The sequence below is a fragment of the Streptomyces sp. NPDC002032 genome (genome assembly GCF_042890765.1).
In the GTDB taxonomy this organism is placed as follows: Bacteria; Actinomycetota; Actinomycetes; order Streptomycetales; family Streptomycetaceae; genus Streptomyces.
In genome coordinates this window covers 62331-79844 of the sequence record NZ_JBIASM010000026.1, presented here as the reverse complement: position 1 = coordinate 79844, position 17514 = coordinate 62331, and the positions used below count along the sequence as shown (strand labels likewise).

The window sequence follows — 17514 nt, the reverse complement described above, 5'->3', positions numbered from 1 at the left end:
GGCACCCGCCTCTACCGCACCGGCGACCAAGCCCACTGGGACACCCACGGAAACCTCCACTACACCGGCCGCACCGACACCCAGATCAAAATCCGTGGCTTCCGCATCGAACCCACCGAAATCGAAACCACCCTCACCACCCACCCCCACATCACCCAAGCCACCCTCGCCACCCATCCCGACCACCACCGCACGCCCCAGCTGACCGCCTACCTGGTCACCACCGACGAGAGCCTCTCCCCCCAGGACGTCCGCCTCTGGCTGCGCACGCTCCTGCCCGACCACATGGTCCCGGCGTTCGTCGTCCTGCTGGACCGGCTGCCGCTCACCCCCAACGGGAAGATCGACAAGAGCGCGCTGCCCGCTCCGCAGGCCATGACCACGGCGGGCGGCCGCGCCCCGCGCACGCCGCTCGAGGAGAAGGTCCGCACCTGGTTCGGCGATGCCCTGGGCACGCCCTCCCCGCCGTCGATCGACGACAACTTCTTCGACCAGGGCGGCCACTCCCTGCTCGCCGCCCGCCTCACACACCGCATCGGCAGCGCCCTCGGCATCACCCTCACCCTGCGCGACGTCTTCCAGCACCCCACCCCCGCCACGCTCGCCCAGCACATCGAGACCCGACTGGCGGCCTCCGCACCGCCCGCGCCCCGGCGCGCCAGGCCCGTCCTGCGCCGCCGCACCCCCGACCAGGAACGGAGTTCCTCATGAGCACCGACGACCAGGACCAGACCGGCTTCACCCCGGCCCCCGACGACGTGGTCTGGGACCTCCCGGGCGAGGGACCCCAGCGCACCGCGCTGCTGGTCCTGCCGCACGCCGGCGGCAACGCCCACGCGTACGCGGAGTGGCGCGCGCACCTGCCGGCCGACGTACGGCTGCTGATCGGCCAGTACCCGGGCCGCGGCGCCCGCTTCGCCGAGGACCTCCCCCGGGACATCGCCGACCTGGCCGGACCGGTCGTGGCGGCCCTGCCCGCCGGGGTCACCGAGGACCTGGTGGTGCTCGGGCACAGCATGGGCTCGCTCGTCGCCTTCGAGGTGGTACGCAGCCTGGAGGCGGCCGGCCACGCGCCTCGGGCCCTGGTCGCGTCGGCCTGCCGGGCCCCGTTCCTGGCCAACCCGTGCGCCGTGTACCCGGAGCTGCTCGACGACGACGAGCTGGTCGCGGCCATCAAGCAGCGCGGCGGCACCGACGACGGCATCCTCGACGAGCCGGAGCTGCGGGAGATCATCCTGCCGTCCATCCGGGCCGACTTCGCCATCGACGACGTGTACCGCTGCCCGGAGTCCGAGGCGCGGGTGGCCTGCCCGGTGACGGTGATCGGCGGGGACGCCGACCCGGTCGCCCCGGTGGCCTCGCTGGACCGCTGGGCGCGGATCACCGACCGGGACTTCGCCTCGTACGTCCTGCCGGGCGGCCACTTCTACTTCCAGCAGCGCCTCCCGGAGTTCTTCTCCGTACTGGCCCCGGTGGTCGGCGGCCACGCCTCCGCCCCGGCCGCCGCCTGACCGCACCGCACGGCGGCCCGCCCCTTCCCCCTCCCTCCCCCGTCACTCCGCACCTCCCCAAGGACGTCCCATGACCACGTACGCAGAGTCCCCCGCCGCGGCCACCGGCATCGCCCCGGTCCGCGAGCCCGGAAAGCCCGTCGTCGTCCACACCCCCGCCGGGCTCGACCGGGCCGCCGCCGTGGCCTGGCTCACCGAGCACCGCACCGCCATCCAGGCCGAGTTGCTGCGCAGCGGCGCCGTGCTGCTGCGCGGTCTGCCCGTCGAGGACGCGGCCTCGTTCGCCGCCGCCCGGGACGCCCTGATCGAGCGGCGCGCCGGGTACAAGGAGAAGGCCACTCCGCGCACCGACTTCGGCGAGGGCGTCTTCTCCTCCACCGACCTGCCGGCCGTCCAGCCGATCCGGCTGCACAACGAGAACAGCTACACCCTGGACTTCCCCGGCGTGCTGCTGTTCGGCTGCGTCATCGCCCCCGAGGAGGGCGGGGCCACCACCGTCGGCGACATGCGCGAGGCGCTGCGGCTGCTGCCGCCGGAGCTCGTCGAGCGGTTCGAGCGGGCGGGCTGGCTGCTCGTGCGCAACTACTCCGAACTCGCCGGGCTGCCCTGGTACAAGACGTTCGCCACCGAGGACAAGGCGGTCGCCGAGGCCTACTGCGAGGAGAACACGGTCGGCTACGAGTGGGCCGGGGAGGACGACTCGATGATCACCCGGCAGCGCCGGTCGGCGATCGTCACCCACCCGGTGACGGGTGAGCGGACCTGGTTCAACCACTTCGCGTTCTGGAACAGCCGCACGCTGGACCCCGACGTCCGCGAGGTGCTCGTCGAGACGTACGGCGAGGACGGGCTGCCCTTCAACACCTATCTGGGCGACGGCTCGCGGCTCACCGACGCCGAGGTCGACGCCGTCAACGCCGTGTACGACCGGGTCACCGTCCGGGAGACCTGGCAGCGGGGGGACCTGATGCTCGTGGACAACATCCTGTGCGCGCACGGCCGCGAGGCCTACAAGGGCGACCGGAAGATCCTCGTCGCGATGGGCGAGCCCGTCGCGCTGGCCGACTGCGCCCCCGCCACCCAGCCGTCCACCACCGTCTTCGCCGGGGAGTGAGCGCCGTGACCGCCGTACTCCCCGAGCGTTCCCGCACCCGCACCGGCTCAGCCGCCCCCGACCTGCTGGAGCGGCTCGCGCTGGCCCCGGCCGCCCGGACCGCCGTCGTGGCGGGCGGCCGCGAGCTGGACTTCGGCGAGCTGCGCGCCGAGGCCGCGCGGATCGCGGCCCGGCTCGCCGCCCGCGGCATCGGCCCGGAGAGCGTGGTCGCGCTGTGCCTGCCGCGCGGCGCCGAGCTCGTCACCGCCCTGATCGGCACCCTCACCGCGGGGGCCGCCTACCTGCCGGTGGACCCGAAGCTGCCGGCCGAGCGGCGGCGCTACCTCGTCGAGGACGCGGGCGCCGACCTGGTCGTCACCGCCGGCGCGGACGACGAGCCGCTCGCCGCGGGCGTCGCCCACCTGCCGGTGGTCGCGCTGACCGCGCCCGGGCCCGAGCTGCCGTACGCGCCGGTGGCCGTCACCGGCGACACCCTGGCCTACGTCATCTACACCTCGGGCTCCACGGGCCGCCCCAAGGGCGTGGAGATCGGCCGGGCCGCCGCGTCGGCGCTGCTCGCCGAGCTGGAGGGCGCCTCGATCGCCGTCACCGAGGGCGGACGGGTCGGCTGGAACGCCTCGCCGTCCTTCGACGCCTCCGTGCAGCAGTGGGTGCGCCTGTGCCGGGGCGACACCCTGGTGATGATCGACGACGAGACCCGCGCGGACCCGGCGCTGCTGGCCGCCCTGATCGACGACGAGGCCCTGACCGATCTGGACATCACCCCCGCGCACGCCGATCCGCTGCTCGACCTGCTCAGCGCCGACGGCGGCCCGCGCCCGCTGACCCTGCTCATCGGCGGGGAGGCGCTCACCCCGGCCCTGTGGAGCCGGCTGGCCGGGCTCGGGGAGCGCGGGGTGCTGCGTACGGTCAATCTGTACGGGCCCACCGAATGCACCGTGGACGCCACGGCGGGCTGGGTGGAGGGCGCCGGCGCCCCGCACATCGGCAGCGTGCTGCCGGGCCTGCGGATGCGGGTCCTCGACGAAAGGCTGAACCCGGTCGCGGAGGGCGACAGCGGCGAACTGTACCTGGCCGGGCCCCGCGTGGGCCGCGGCTACCGGGGGCGGCCCGCGCTGACCGCCGAGCGGTTCGTGGCGGACGCCTCCGCGGACGCCGACGGCGGCCGCATGTACCGCACCGGCGACCGCGTACGGCTGCTGCCGGGCGGCCGGCTGGCCTACCTGGGCCGGGCCGACGGCCAGGTCAAGCTGCGCGGGCACCGCATCGAACTCCCGGAGATCGAGGCGGCGGTGGCCGCCTCCCCCGGGGTCGCCGAGGCGGCCGTCGTGCTCCGCGAGGACGTCCACGGGGCGCCGGGCCTGGTGGCCTACTACCGGGCCGCCGGCCACGTCACGCAGGCGGCGCTGCGCGAGCGCCTGGCGGCCGAGCTGCCCGGCTACATGGTCCCGGCGGCGTTCGTGGCCCTGGACCGGTTCCCCGTCACGGTGGGCGGCAAGGTGGACCGGGCCGCGCTGCCCGCTCCCGCCCCCGCCGACGCCCCCGGGCCGGCCCCGGACCCGTCCGGGGGCATGACCGCCTCGCAGGCCCTGATCGCGGGCGTGTGGGCGGCGGTGCTCGGCGCGGCCCGGGTCGGGCCCGACGACAACTTCTTCAAGCTGGGCGGCCATTCGCTGCTCGCGATCAAGCTGGTCTCGCGGGTCCGCGCCGAACTGGGCGTCTCCCTCCCGGTGAAGGCCGTCTACGCCAACCCGCGCCTGCGGGACCTGGCCGCCCACCTCGACACGCTGGTCGCGGCCGCCGCGAGCCAGGACTCCTGAAGGACATGACCGTGATCCCGTTGTCGTACGCCCAGCGCCGGCTGTGGTTCCTGGGCCGGCTCCACGGCCCCTCCGCCGCCTACAACGCCCCGGTCGTCCTGCACCTCGACGGCGAACCCGACGCCGGGGCACTGGCCCTCGCGGTGGCCGACGTCGTGGAACGGCACGAGGTGCTGCGCACCGTACTGCCGGCCGGGCCGGACGCGGAGCCGTACCAGCGGGTGCTGCGGGACGCGCCCGCCGCACGGCTCACCGCCGAGGAGTGCGCGCCGGGCGAACGGGACGCGATGGTGGCCGCCTTCGTCCGGCAGCCGCTGGACATCACCACCGGACCGCCGCTGCGGGCCCGGCTGTTCCTGCCGGGCGACGGCACCTCCACCCTGGTGCTGCTGATCCACCACGTGGCCACCGACGGCTGGTCGGTGCGCCCCCTCCTGCGCGACCTGGCCGGGGCCTACGGGGCCCGGCTGGCCGGAAGGGCCCCCGGCGGGGAGCCGCTGCCGGTGCAGTACGCCGACTACGGCCAGTGGCAGCACGAACTGCTCGGCGACCCGGCGGATCCGGACAGCCTGGCCGCCGACCAGGTGGCGTACTGGCGCACCGCGCTGGCGGGGGCCCCGGCCGTGCTGGACCTGCCGGCCGACCGGGCCCGGCCGGCCGAGCCCTCGGGCCGGGGCGCCGCGCTCACGGCCCGGCTGGACGCGGCCGCGCACGGCGGACTGCTCGCCCTGGCCCGCGGCCACCGGGCCAGCCTGACCATGGTGGCCCGGGCGGCCCTCGCCGCGGCCCTGTCGGCTGCCGGGGCGGGTACGGACGTGGTGATCGGGACGCCCGTCGCGGGCCGGCCCGAGGAGGACCTGTACGACCTCGTCGGCTTCTTCGTGAACTCCCTGGCCCTGCGCACCGACCTGTCGGGCGATCCGGCCGTCGGAGAGCTGGTGCGGCGGGTGCGGGAGGCGGACCTGGCGGCCTACGAGCACCAGGAGCTGCCCTTCGACCTGCTGGTGGAACGGCTCAGCCCGGAACGGGCCCTGGACCACCACCCCTTCTTCCAGGTGATGCTGACCGTCGACGCGGGCGGAGCGGGCGGCGGCCCGGTGGAGCTGGGCGGCGGGATCACCGGCCGCACGGCCGAAGTGGACCTGGGCACGGCGAAGTTCGACCTCACCTGGTACTGCGCGGAGCGGTACACCGCCGACGGGCGCCCGGACGGCGTCGACGTCCACGTGCAGTACGCCACCGACCTCTTCGACGCGGACACCGCCCGGCTGCTGCTGGAGCTCTACGTACGCGCCCTCGAAGCCTTCGCCGACGGCCCGGCGGCCCGCCTCGGCTCCCTGGAACTGCTGCCCGCCGCCGCGGCGAAGGCCCTGGCCGCGCGGCCGCACCGCACCGCCGCCGCCCCGGCGCCCGCCCCCGCCCGGGGCGCCGCCCCGGCCCGGCGGGACGTGCTCTCGCCCCGGGAGGAGATCCTGGGCGGGCTGTTCGCGGAGGTCCTCGGGCGGAGCGGAGCCCTCGCCGCCGACGCCAACTTCTTCCGCAGCGGCGGGCATTCGCTGCTCGCGAGCAAGCTCGTCAACCGGATCCGGGGGGCCCTCGGCCTGGAGCTGGGCATCCGGGACCTCTTCCTCGCGCCGACCCCGGCCGCGCTGCACCGGCGGCTGGCCGCGGCCGGCCCGGCGGGGGCGGCGCGGCCCGCGCTGGTCCCCGTACCGGAGCGGCCCGAGCGGATCCCGCTGTCGGCGGCGCAGCGGGCGCTGTGGCTGCTGGACCGCATCGAGGGGCCCTCGGCCGCCTACAACGCCCCGCTGGTGCTGCGGCTGGAGGCGGTCCCCGACCGGGTGGCCCTGTCCGCGGCGCTGGACGACCTGGTGGCGCGGCACGAGGTGCTGCGCACGGTGTACGGGGCCGAGGGCGGGGAGCCGTACCAGCGGGTGCTGGACGGCCCCGCCGAGCCCCTCGTCGTGACCGGCTGCGGGCCGGACGAACTGGAGGGGCTGGTCGACGGGTTCGGCCGGGAGCCCTTCGACCTGTCCGCGCGACCGCCGTTGCGGGCGCGGCTGTTCGTGCCGGGCGACGGCCGGGCCGTGCTGGTGCTGCTGGTGCACCACATCGCCACCGACGGCTGGTCCCTGGCCCCGCTGCTGCGCGACCTCGGCGAGGCCTACGCCTCCCGCCTCGCCGGCCGGGCTCCGCACCTCCCGCCGCTGCCGGTGCAGTACGCCGACTACGCACTGTGGCAGCGCGCGCTGCTGGACGATCCGGCCGGCCTGCTCGGCTTCTGGCGCGGGGCCCTGGAGGGGATGCCCGCGCGGACGGAGCTGCCCGCCGACCGGCCGCGTCCGGCCGAGCCCTCGGGCCGGGGCGCCACCCTGTCGGCGGCGGTGGGCGCGGACGCGCACCGGGCGCTGGCGGCGCTGGCGCGGGAGCGGCGGGCGAGCCTGTTCATGGTGGCCCGGGCCGCGCTGGCCACCGCCCTGTCGGCGGCCGGCGCGGGCGAGGACCTCGCGATCGGCACGCCCGTCGCGGGCCGTGGCGACCAGGACCTGCACGAGCTGGTCGGCTGCTTCGTGAACTCCCTCGCCCTGCGCACCGACCTGTCCGGGGACCCGGCGGCCGGGGAGCTCGTCGAGCGGGTCCGGGACGCGGACCTGGCCGCCTTCGACCACCAGGACCTGCCCTTCGACCTGCTGGTCGAGCAACTGGGCGACCCGGAGCGGGCTTTGGGCGAGCACCCCTTCTTCCAGGTGATGCTGACCGTACGGGAGGCCGCCGACGACCGGGTGCGCCTCGGCCCGCTCGCCGGCCGGGCCGGGAGCACCGACCTGGGCGCCGCCAAGTTCGACCTGAGCTTCCACTGCGCCGAGCGCCGCGCGGCGGACGGCGGCCCGGGGGGCCTCGACGTCCACGTGCAGTACGCCACCGACCTCTTCGACGCGGACACCGCCCGGCTGCTGCTGGAGCTCTACGTGCGCGCCCTCGAAGCCTTCGCCGCCGACCCGGCGGCCCGCCTGGGCTCCCTGGAGCTGGTGCGGGAGGCGGAGCGGCGGGGCCTGGCGGAGCGCCGGGACCGCCGGGCGGCGCTCCTGGCCGCGGCGGCGGCGCGCACCCAGGCCGCGTCGGCCGGGCTCTCCCCGCTCTCCCCGCCCTCCCCGCGCGAGGAGATCCTGTGCGGGCTCTTCGCCGAGGTCCTCGGGCGCGAGGGCGCACTCGCCGCCGACGCCAACTTCTTCAAGTCGGGCGGCCATTCGCTGCTGGCCAGCCGGCTGGTCAACCGGATCAGGGCCGTCCTCGGCGTAGAGGCGGGGATCCGCGACCTGTTCCTCGCCCCGACCGCCTCGGCCCTGCACCGGCGTCTCGGCGCGGCCGGCCCGGCGGGGGCGGCGCGGCCCGCGCTGGTCCCCGTACCGGAGCGGCCGGAGCGGATCCCGCTGTCGTACGCGCAGCGCCGGCTGTGGTTCCTGGACCAGCTGGAGGGGCCCTGCGCCACCTACAACATCGCGCTCGTACGGTCCCTGGAGCGGCCCCTGGAGCCGGTGGCGCTCGCCGGGGCGCTGGCGGACGTCGCCGCCCGGCACGAGGTGCTGCGCACGGTGTACGGGGCCGAGGGCGGGGAGCCGTACCAGCGGGTGCTGGAGGGAGCGCGGCCGCAGCTGGAGCTGGTGCACACCGCCGATGTGGCGGCGGCCGTCGACGAGGCGGCCGGGCACGTCTTCGACCTGGCGCGGGACCTGCCGCTGCGGGCCTGGCTGCTGCTGCCGGAGGGCGGGGGTCCGCAGACGCTGGTGCTGCTCCTGCACCACATCGCGGCGGACGGCTGGTCCACGGGAGTGCTGCTGGCCGACCTGGCGGCCGCGTACGCGGCGCGGACGGCGACGGGCCGGGAGCCCGGCTGGTCGCCGCTGCCCGTGCAGTACGCGGACCACACGCTGTGGCAGCGGGAGCTGCTGGCCGACCCGCGGGAGGAGGTCGCGTACTGGCGGACGGCGCTGGCGGGCCTGGCGCCGCTGATCGACCTGCCGACGGAGCGGGAACGGCCGGCCGCGCCCTCGGGGCGGGGGGCCGTCACCGGCTTCTCGGTGGGCGCGGACACCCACCGCGGGCTGCTGCGGATCGCGCACGCCCAGGGCGCCACCCTGTTCATGGTGGTCCAGGCGGCGCTGGCGGCGGCCCTGACCCGGGCCGGGGCGGGCACCGACCTCGCCCTCGGCACCACCGTCGCGGGGCGCGGCGACGACGCCCTGTCGGGGCTGGTCGGGTTCTTCGTCAACACGCTGGTGCTGCGCACCGGCACGGGCGGCGACCCCGCCTTCGCGGAGCTGGTGACCCGGGTGCGGGAGGCGGACCTGGAGGCGTACGCGCACCAGGACCTGCCGTTCGACCTGCTGGTGGAGGCCCTCAACCCGCACCGCTCCTCGGCGCACGACCCCCTCGTGCAGGTGATGCTCCAGGTGAACCCGGCTCCGGCCGCCGCCCCCGGCGGACCGCTGGCGGGCACGGAACGGTCCTTCGCGGCGCGGACCGCGAAGTCCGAGCTCACCTTCGCCCTGACCGAGCGGGCCGGCGGCGGACTGTCGGGGGTGCTGGAGTACGCCACCGACCTGTACGGGCCCTCGGGCGCGGGCCGGCTGGCGGCGCTGCTGGTCTCGGCGCTGGAGCTGTTCGCGGCCGACCCGGCGCGGCGGGTGTCCGACCTGCCGGGCCCGGTGGACCGGCGGCCCGCGCGGCCGCTCGTCGGCGGCTACCGGGTCGACCCGGCCCGGGTGGCGGCCGTCCTGGCGGAGCACCCGGGGGTGGCGTCGGCGCGGGCCCGCGCGGAGGGCGGCCGGCTGCTCGCGGAGGCGGTCCCGGCGGACGGCGGGGTGACGGAGGCGGAGCTCCAGGCCTGGGCCGCCCAGCGGCTGCCGGAGTACGCGGTCCCCTCGGCGGTGCTCCTGCCCGGGGTCGCGGGGGCCGCCGGGGCCGCCCCGGATCCGGCCCCGGCCGCCGCTCCCCTGACGGAGGCCCTGCTGGGGCTCTTCGCGGAGGTGCTGGAACGCGGGCGGATCGGCCCGGACGACAACTTCTTCAAGTCCGGGGGGCATTCGCTGCTCGCGGTGCGGCTGGTCAACCGGGTCCGGGCGGAGCTGGGCCGCGAGCTCACCCTCCGCGAGGTGTTCCGCCACCCCACCCCGGCCCGTCTGGCGGCCCTCCTCGCGAAGAGCGCCTCCGCCCCTCCCGCGCCGCCCGCACCGGCCCTCCGCCGCCGCACCCGAGCAGGCACCCGCGTCCACCCCTGACCCCACCGCCCCCGCGCCGCTCCGGCGCGGGGGTGTCCGGCGCCCCCTCGCGCCCCCTCCCGTCCGGGGCCGTCCGGCGCACCCCCCCCTCGCGGATGACCCCGGAGCCCCCAACAGACGGCCCCACCGGCCCAACGGCCACCGGAGTCACCGGCCCACCGGGCCCTCCCGAGGGCCCGGCGCCGGGGCCGGCACGAGCGGGGGGCTCCGGGGGCGAGCGCCCGCGCGGGCCACCGGCGGCGGGCTGCCCCGGGCGACGGCCTGGCGCCCGCCGCCGGAGGGTGGCGGGCCCCGTGCGATCCCCACGGGGCCGGGCGGCAGTCGGGAGCGGCAGGTGTGTAGGGGCCAGCTGCCGGAGGGACTGCCCGCCGGGGGCGGGGGCGGTGCCTAGCGTGGGGGCACGGACCGCGATCCGCTCCCACCCCCTCGCCTGGAGGCCCCGCGATGCCCTCGACCGCCCCCACCGCCCGCGCCGTCCTGGACGGCGGCCCGGCGATCACCCCGGCTCCCGGTGTGCTCGACCGGCTCGACGCCCAGGTCGCCGCCGGCCCCGGGCGGCCCGCGCTGGTGCACGGCGAGCGCCGGATGACGTACGGGCAGCTGGCCCTGGCGGTGGCGCTGCGGGCCGACGCGCTGGCCGCCGAGGGCGCCGGGCCGGGCCGGCTGGTGGCGGTGCACCGGCCGCGCGGCATCGACGCCGTCGTCGGGCTGCTCGCGGCGCTGCGGACCGGCGCGGCCTACCTCCCGCTCGATCCGGCCGCGCCCCCCGCCCGCAACGCGGCGATCCTCGCCGACTGCACCGGGGGGCGCGGACCCGCCCTGGCCGAGGGGGAGTTCGTCCTGGACGGCGCCGCCGTCGCCCCGGGCTCCGCCTACGTGATCTACACCTCCGGTTCCACCGGCACCCCGAACGGCGTCGTCGTCGGTCACCGCGCCCTCGCCCACTTCGTGGCCGGCGCCACCGTCCGCTACGGGATCGATGCCGGGGACCGGGTGCTCCAGTTCGCCCCGCTCCACTTCGACGCGAGCGTGGAGGAAGTCTTCCTGACCCTCGGTGCGGGCGCCGCCCTGGTCCTGCGCGACGAGGAGATGCTCGACGTCCCCGGGCTCCTCGACGGCTGCGCCGCGCACGGGATCACCGTCCTCGACCTGCCCACCGCCTACTGGCACGAGCTGGCCCACGCCCTGTCCGCCAAAGTGGCCGAACTCCCGCCCACCCTCAAGACGGTGGTCATCGGCGGCGAGGCGGCCCTGCCCGAGCGGGTCGCGCAGTGGTGCCGGGCCGTGGACCCCGACCGGGTGCGGCTGCTGAACACCTACGGCCCCACCGAGGCCACCGTCGTCGCGACCGTCGCCGACCTCTCCCGCCACCCCGGCGGTCCGGTGCCGATCGGCACCCCCCTGCCCGGGGTGCGGGCCGCCGTCGTGGACGGCGAGCTGTGGCTGCTGGGCGGCGGTCTCGCCGAGGGCTACCTGGGCCGGCCGGAGCTGGACCGCACCCGCTTCGCCGCGCTGGACGGGGAGCGGGCGTACCGCACCGGGGACCTGGTCCACGTACGGGAGGACGGCCAACTGGGCTTCCGGGGGCGGGCCGACGAGGAAGTGAAGATCAACGGGCACCGGGTGGACCCGGCCTCCGTGGAGTCGGTGCTGACCGGCCACCCCGGGGTGCGCGAGGCCGCCGTGGTGGCCCAGGACGGCCCCGACGGCCTGCGGCGGCTCGCCGCCTTCGTCGTCGCCGATCCGGGGGTGGGCGCCGCCGCACTGCGCGACGGGGTGCGCGCACAGCTCCCGGCCGCCGCCGTGCCCGCCGCGCTGACCCTCGTGGCCGCGCTGCCCCGGACCCCCTCCGGGAAGATCGACCGCAAGGCGCTGCGGGCCGCCCCGGCCGGCGCCCCGGCCCCCTCCCCCGTCCCGGACCCGTACGCCGTCTTCGACGGGGTGGTGCTGCCCGAGGAGGACCGGGTCCCGCTCTCGTACGCGCAGCGGCGGCTGTGGTTCCTGGCCGGTCTGGAGGGCCCGTCGGCCACCTACAACCTGCCGGTCGTGCTGCGCCTGGACGCCGTCCCGGACCGCGCCGCGCTCGCGGCGGCCCTCGCCGACGTGGTGGAGCGGCACGAGGTACTGCGCACGGTGTATCCGGCGGTGGACTCCGAGCCCTACCAGCACGTGCTCCCGGCGCCCCCGGTGCCGCTCGCGGTACGCGACTGCACGCCCGGGGAGCTCGGGCAGCTGGTGGCCGCCTTCACCGCCGCCGCTTTCGACCTCGGCGCCCATCTGCCGCTGCGGGCCGCCCTGTTCCTGCCCGGCGACGGCTCCGCCACCCTCGCGCTGCTCACCCACCACATCGCCACCGACGGCTGGTCGGTGAGCCCGCTGCTGCGCGACCTCGGCGAGGCCTACGCGGCCCGGCTGGCGGGCTCCGCCCCCGACCGGGAGCCGCTGCCGGTGCAGTACGCCGACTACACCCTGTGGCAGCGCGAACTCCTGGCGGACCCGGCCGCGTTGCTGGCGCACTGGCGCGGCGCACTCGACGGGATGCCGACCGTGCTGGACCTGCCCGCCGACCGGCCCCGGCCCGCCGAGCCCAGCGGAGCGGGCGCCACCCTCACCGCCCGCCTCGACGCCGACGCCCACCGGCGGCTGGCCGCGCTGGCCGAGGAGCTGGGCGCCAGCCTGCTCATGGTGCTCCAGCCCGCGCTGGCACTGGCGCTGGCCGCCGTCGGCGCCGGAACGGACATCGCGATCGGCACCCCGGTCGCGGGGCGCGGCGACGAGGCCCTGGACGACCTGGTCGGGTTCTTCGTCAACACCCTGGTGCTGCGCACCGACATCTCGGGCGGGGCCCCGTACGCGGAGCTGGTCGACCGGGCGCGGGAGGCGGACCTGGCGGCGTACGCGCACCAGGAGCTGCCGTTCGACCTGCTGGTGGAGCATCTGCGGCCGCGCCGGGAGGGGGCCGTGAACCCGTTCTTCCAGGTGATGCTGACCGCGCAGGAGCAGGACCCGCAGGGCCCGGAGGGCGCCGGCGCGCTCGGTGGCCCGCTGGCGGGCCGCTTCGTCGAACCGGGGCTGGAAGTGGCCAAGTTCGACCTCAGCGCCTCCTGCGTGGAGCTGCCGGGCGGCGGCCTGGAGGTGTGGTGGCAGTACGCGGCGGACCTGTTCGAGGAGGGGACGGCCCGGCTGCTGCTGGACCTGTTCGTACGGGCCCTCGCGCGGGCGGCGGCCGACCCAGGCGCCCCCCTCACCGGCCCCGCCCTGCTCACCGCCGAGGAGGCCCGGGTGGTGGCGGAGCTGCGGGAGCGGCGGGCCGCCGCCGGGCCCGCGCGGCCCGCGCCCGGGGTCCGCGACACCCCCGTCGAGCGGGAGCTGTGCGCGCTGTTCGGGGAGGTGATCGGCCTCGGCGGGCCGGTGGCCCCGGACGCCAACTTCTTCTCCGAGGGCGGGCACTCCATGACGGGGGTGCGCCTGGTCAACCGGATCCGGGCCGCGCTGGGGCTGGAGGCCCGGATCCGGGACCTGTTCCTGGAGCCGACCCCCGCCGGGCTGGCGGTGCGCCTGACCCGGGAGGCCGGGCCGGCCGGGCGGCCCGCGCTCGGCCCCGTCGCGGAGCGGCCGGAGCGGATCCCGCTGTCGTACGCGCAGCGCCGGCTGTGGTTCGTGGACCAGCTGGAGGGGCCGTCGCGTTCCTACACGATCCCCTTCGCGCTGCGCCTGGAGCGGCCGCTGGACCCGGCGGTCCTCGCGGACGCGCTGGCCGACGTAGCGGAGCGGCACGAGGTCCTGCGGACCGTGTACCCGGCCGTCGACGGGGAGCCGTACCAGCGGGTGTGCCCCGGTGCCCGGCCGGTGCTGGAGCTGGTGGAGGCCCCCGCCGGGGGGCTGGAGCGGGCCTTGGACGCGGCCGCCGGGCACGTCTTCGCGCTGGCGTCGGACCTGCCGCTGCGGGCCTCGCTGATCACCTGCGGGCAGGAGCGGGTGCTGGTGGTGCTGGTGCACCACATCGCCGCCGACGGCTGGTCCGCCGGGCCGCTCTTCGCGGACCTGGCCCGCGCCTACGAGGCGCGCCTCGCCGGGTCGGAGCCCGCCTGGGAGCCGCTGCCGGTGCAGTACGCGGACTACACGCTGTGGGAACGGGACGCCCTGGCGGCCGGAGCCGCCGAGGAGCACCTGGCCTTCTGGGAGCGGACCCTGGCGGGAGCCCCGCCGGTGCTGGAGACGACCTCGGCCCGCACCCGGCCCGCCGACGCCTCCCACCGGGGTGCGGCGACCCCGCTGGAGGTGGACGCCGCCACGCACGCCCGGCTGGAACGCCTGGCCCTGGACCACGGGACCACCCTGTTCACGGTGGTGCAGGCGGCCCTGGCGGCCACCTTGACCCGGCACGGCGCGGGCACCGACCTGCCGCTGGGCACCGTCGTCGCCGGACGCGACGACGAGGCGCTGAACGACCTGGTCGGCTTCTTCGTCAACACCCTGGTGCTGCGCTGCGACACCTCGGGCGATCCCCGGTTCGCCGAGCTGGTGGACCGGGTGCGGGAGACGGGCCTGGCCGCGTACGCCCATCAGGAACTCCCCTTCGACCTGGTCGTCGAGCACCTCAACCCGGAGCGTTCCACGGCCCGTCACCCCCTCGTCCAGGTGGTCGTGCAGGTGCATCCGGCCGAGCCGCCCACCCCGCCGGGCAGCGTGCTCGCCGGGACCCCGCTGGGGGCGGACTCCGGGTTCACCAAGTTCGACCTGACCCTGTCGCTGCGCGAGGCGCGGACGGCGGACGGGGCGCCGGGCGGGCTGGCCGGCGTACTGGAGTACGCGACGGACCTGTACGACGAGGGCAGCGCGGCGCTGCTCGCCGGGCACGTGGCGCGCACCCTGCGGGCGGTGGCCGAGGACCCGGAGCAGCGGATCGGGGACGTGGCGCTGCTGTCTCCCGCGCAGGAGCTGCGGCTGGCCGCCTACAACGACACCGCCGTGCCGGGCGCGGCGTGCGGACTGGTGCACGAGCGGTTCGCGCGGCAGGCGCTGGCGGCGCCGGACCGGACCGCCGTCTCCTTCGAGGAGGAGACCCTGACGTACGCGGAGCTGGACGCGCGGGCCAACGCGCTGGCGCACCGGCTGATCGAGGCGGGCGTGGGCCGGGACGCGGCGGTGGGGCTGCTGCTGGAGCGGACCCCGTACCTGCTGGTGTCGGCGCTGGCGGTGCTCAAGTGCGGGGCGGCGTACGTGCCGCTGGACCCGAGGCTGCCCGAGGCCCGGGTCGATATGATCATGGAGGACGTGGGCGCGCGGCTGCTGCTGGTCCGGGAGGAACACGCGGGGCTCCCCCAGGTGCGCCGCCAACTGGACGCCGGGGCGCGCGTGCTGTCGGTGGACACCCCCGTCGACGGCTATCCGGTGACGGCTCCGGGGATCGCCGTGGGCGAGGACGCCCTGATGTACGTGATGTTCACGTCCGGGTCCACCGGCCGCCCCAAGGGCGTCGGCGTCACCCACCGCAACGTGGTGGAGCTGGCCACCGACCGCTGCTGGGACGCGGCCCACCACCGCCGGATGCTGGTCCATTCGGCGATCGGCTTCGACGCCTCCACCTACGAGCTGTGGGTGCCGCTGCTGAACGGCGGGCAGCTGGTGATCGCCCCGGGCGACGGCACCGACGTCGCCGAGCTGGACCACACGATCCGCACGCACGACGTCTCGGCCGCCTACTTCACGATGGGGCTCTTCCACGTCATGGCGGACGAGGGCCTGGACACCCTCAAACTCCTCGACGAGGTGTGGACCGGCGGCGACGTGGCCTCTCCCAGCGCCCTCCAGCGGGTCCTGGACCACTGCCCCGAGACGGTGCTCGTCCACTCCTACGGCCCCACCGAGACCACCTTCGCCTCCCACCACCAGCGCTTCCCGCTCTCCGAACGGGTGGTGCGCGGGGTGTACCTGGGCGCGGCCCTCGACAACACCCGCGTCCACGTCCTGGACGAACGGCTGCGGCCGGTGCCGCCCGGGGTCCCCGGGGAGATGTACCTCGCCGGGACGCAGGTGGCCCGCGGCTACGTCGGGCGGCCCGGCCTGACCGCAGAACGGTTCGTGGCCGATCCCTTCGCCGGGGACGGCGGGCGGATGTACCGCACCGGGGACCTGGTGCACTGGACCGCCGGGGGCGAACTCCGCTTCATCGGGCGGGCCGACGGCCAGATCAAACTGCGGGGCTTCCGCATCGAGCCCGGCGAGATCGAGGAGACCCTGGCCCGGCACCCGGGGGTGGGGCAGGTCGCGGTGGTGGTCTTCGAGGACGGGCCGGGCGGCAAGCGCCTCGTCGCGTACGCCGTCCCGCGCGCCGGGCACACCCTGACCGAGACCGGGCTGCTGCGCTGGGCGGCGGGCGAACTGCCCGAGCACATGGTCCCGTCGGCGGCGGTGTTGCTCGACGCCATCCCGCTCACCGTCAACGGCAAGCCCGACCGGGCGGCGCTGCCCGCGCCGGCGGCCGCGCCGCGCGGCACCGGGCGGGCGCCGCGCACCCCGCGCGAGGAGGTGCTGTGCGGGCTGTTCGCGGAGATCCTGGGGCTGGAGCGGGTCGGCATCGACGACAACTTCTTCGCCCTGGGCGGTCATTCGCTGCTCGGGGTGCGGCTGGTGAGCCGGATGCGCACCGTACTGGGGCTGGAGCGCGGGGTCCGCGACCTGTTCCGCACGCCGACCGTGGCCGGCCTGCTGGGCGACGAACCGACCGGCTTCGACCCGATGGGCGTGGTGCTGCCGCTGCACACCGGGGGTTCGCGTCCGCCGCTGTTCTGCGTCCACCCGGGGACGGGTGTGGGCTGGCCGTACGCCGGCCTCGCCCAGCACCTGGGCCCGGACCAGCCGCTGTACGCGATCCAGGCGCGGGCGCTGAGCGAGCTGGGCCACTCCCCCGCCTCCGTGGAGGAGATGGCCGAGGACTACCTGCCGCTGATCCGCGAGGTCCAGCCGCACGGCCCGTACCGGTTCCTGGGCTGGTCCTTCGGTGGTACGGTCGCCCACGCGCTGGCGGTACGGCTGGCCGAGCTGGGCGAGCGGACCGACCTCCTGGCCATGATGGACGTGCACCTGCTGCCGACCGAGCCGCGGCGGCGGCGGATGACCCCGGCGCAGAAGCGGGACATGCTCGTCGGCGACGCCACCGGCGAGCCCGCCGACGCCCCCTTCGACGTGGACGCCCTGATCGGCCTGGTCCGGCTGAAGGACCCGGTGCTGGGCGCCTTCTCCGACGCGGAGATCCGCTCGGTCATCGACGCCTCGGTCAACCACGCCGAAATCATGAACCTGTACGCCCCGCGCCCGGTCGCCACCGATCTGCTCTTCCTGGCGGCCATCGAGGACGGGGAAACGGAAAACACCCTCGCCCGCAACTGGATCCCCTATGTCGACGGCCCCGTGGAAAACCATGTGATCGGGGTCCCGCACACCAGAATGGGCGAACCCGAACCACTCGCACTGATCGGCCGCATCCTTTCCGAGAAATTGAGGAGTCTGTCATGACCAATCCTTTCGACGACACCGAGGGCACCTTCTACGTCGTGGTCAACGCCGAGGGCCAGCACGCCCTGTGGCCCGTGTTCGCCGAGGTCCCGGGCGGCTGGGACGTGGTGTGGGGAGCGGGCACGCGGGCGGACGCGCTCGCCTACGTGGAGCGGAACTGGACCGACATCCGCCCCCGGAGCCTGGTCGCCCAGTACGCCTAGGAACGCCTGGGAACGCCCGCGCACATCGAGGAAAAGCCGTGCCCGTCATCTGCGGGCACGGCTTTTCGC

7 protein-coding genes are annotated in these 17514 nt (G+C 76.4%); all 7 read left to right on the top strand.

Translation table 11 applies throughout. The annotated features are described in order from the left end of the window. A partial coding sequence (locus ACFYYT_RS34500; RefSeq protein ID WP_351831483.1) for a phosphopantetheine-binding protein occupies window positions 1-711 on the top strand: 711 nt, incomplete at its 5' end. Then, the gene (locus ACFYYT_RS34495; RefSeq protein ID WP_351831481.1) at window positions 708-1511 is read left to right on the top strand and encodes an alpha/beta fold hydrolase; all 804 of its coding nucleotides are present in this window, start codon (window positions 708-710) and stop codon (window positions 1509-1511) included. The genes ACFYYT_RS34500 and ACFYYT_RS34495, both read left to right, overlap by 4 nt. Window positions 1512-1581: 70 nt before the next feature. Next, window positions 1582-2625: a TauD/TfdA family dioxygenase gene (locus tag ACFYYT_RS34490; protein WP_351831478.1), complete on the top strand. Its 1044-nt coding sequence runs from the start codon at window positions 1582-1584 to the stop codon at window positions 2623-2625. A 5-nt stretch (window positions 2626-2630) separates the two neighbouring features. After that, a complete protein-coding gene (locus tag ACFYYT_RS34485; RefSeq protein ID WP_351831475.1) occupies window positions 2631-4445 on the top strand; it encodes a non-ribosomal peptide synthetase in 1815 nt (604 codons plus the stop codon). A gap of 5 nt (window positions 4446-4450) precedes the next feature. Continuing rightward, window positions 4451-9724, top strand: coding sequence for a condensation domain-containing protein (locus tag ACFYYT_RS34480; RefSeq protein ID WP_388610474.1), 5274 nt, complete (start codon window positions 4451-4453; stop codon window positions 9722-9724). A 444-nt stretch (window positions 9725-10168) separates the two neighbouring features. Continuing rightward, window positions 10169-17242 (top strand): amino acid adenylation domain-containing protein, encoded by a 7074-nt coding sequence (locus ACFYYT_RS34475; RefSeq protein ID WP_351830098.1) that lies wholly within the window; start codon window positions 10169-10171, stop codon window positions 17240-17242. Then, window positions 17239-17445, top strand: a complete 207-nt coding sequence (locus tag ACFYYT_RS34470) for an MbtH family protein (protein ID WP_351830100.1) — start codon at window positions 17239-17241, stop codon at window positions 17443-17445. The genes ACFYYT_RS34475 and ACFYYT_RS34470 overlap by 4 nt, the downstream gene beginning before the upstream one ends. Window positions 17446-17514: the final 69 nt, after the last annotated feature.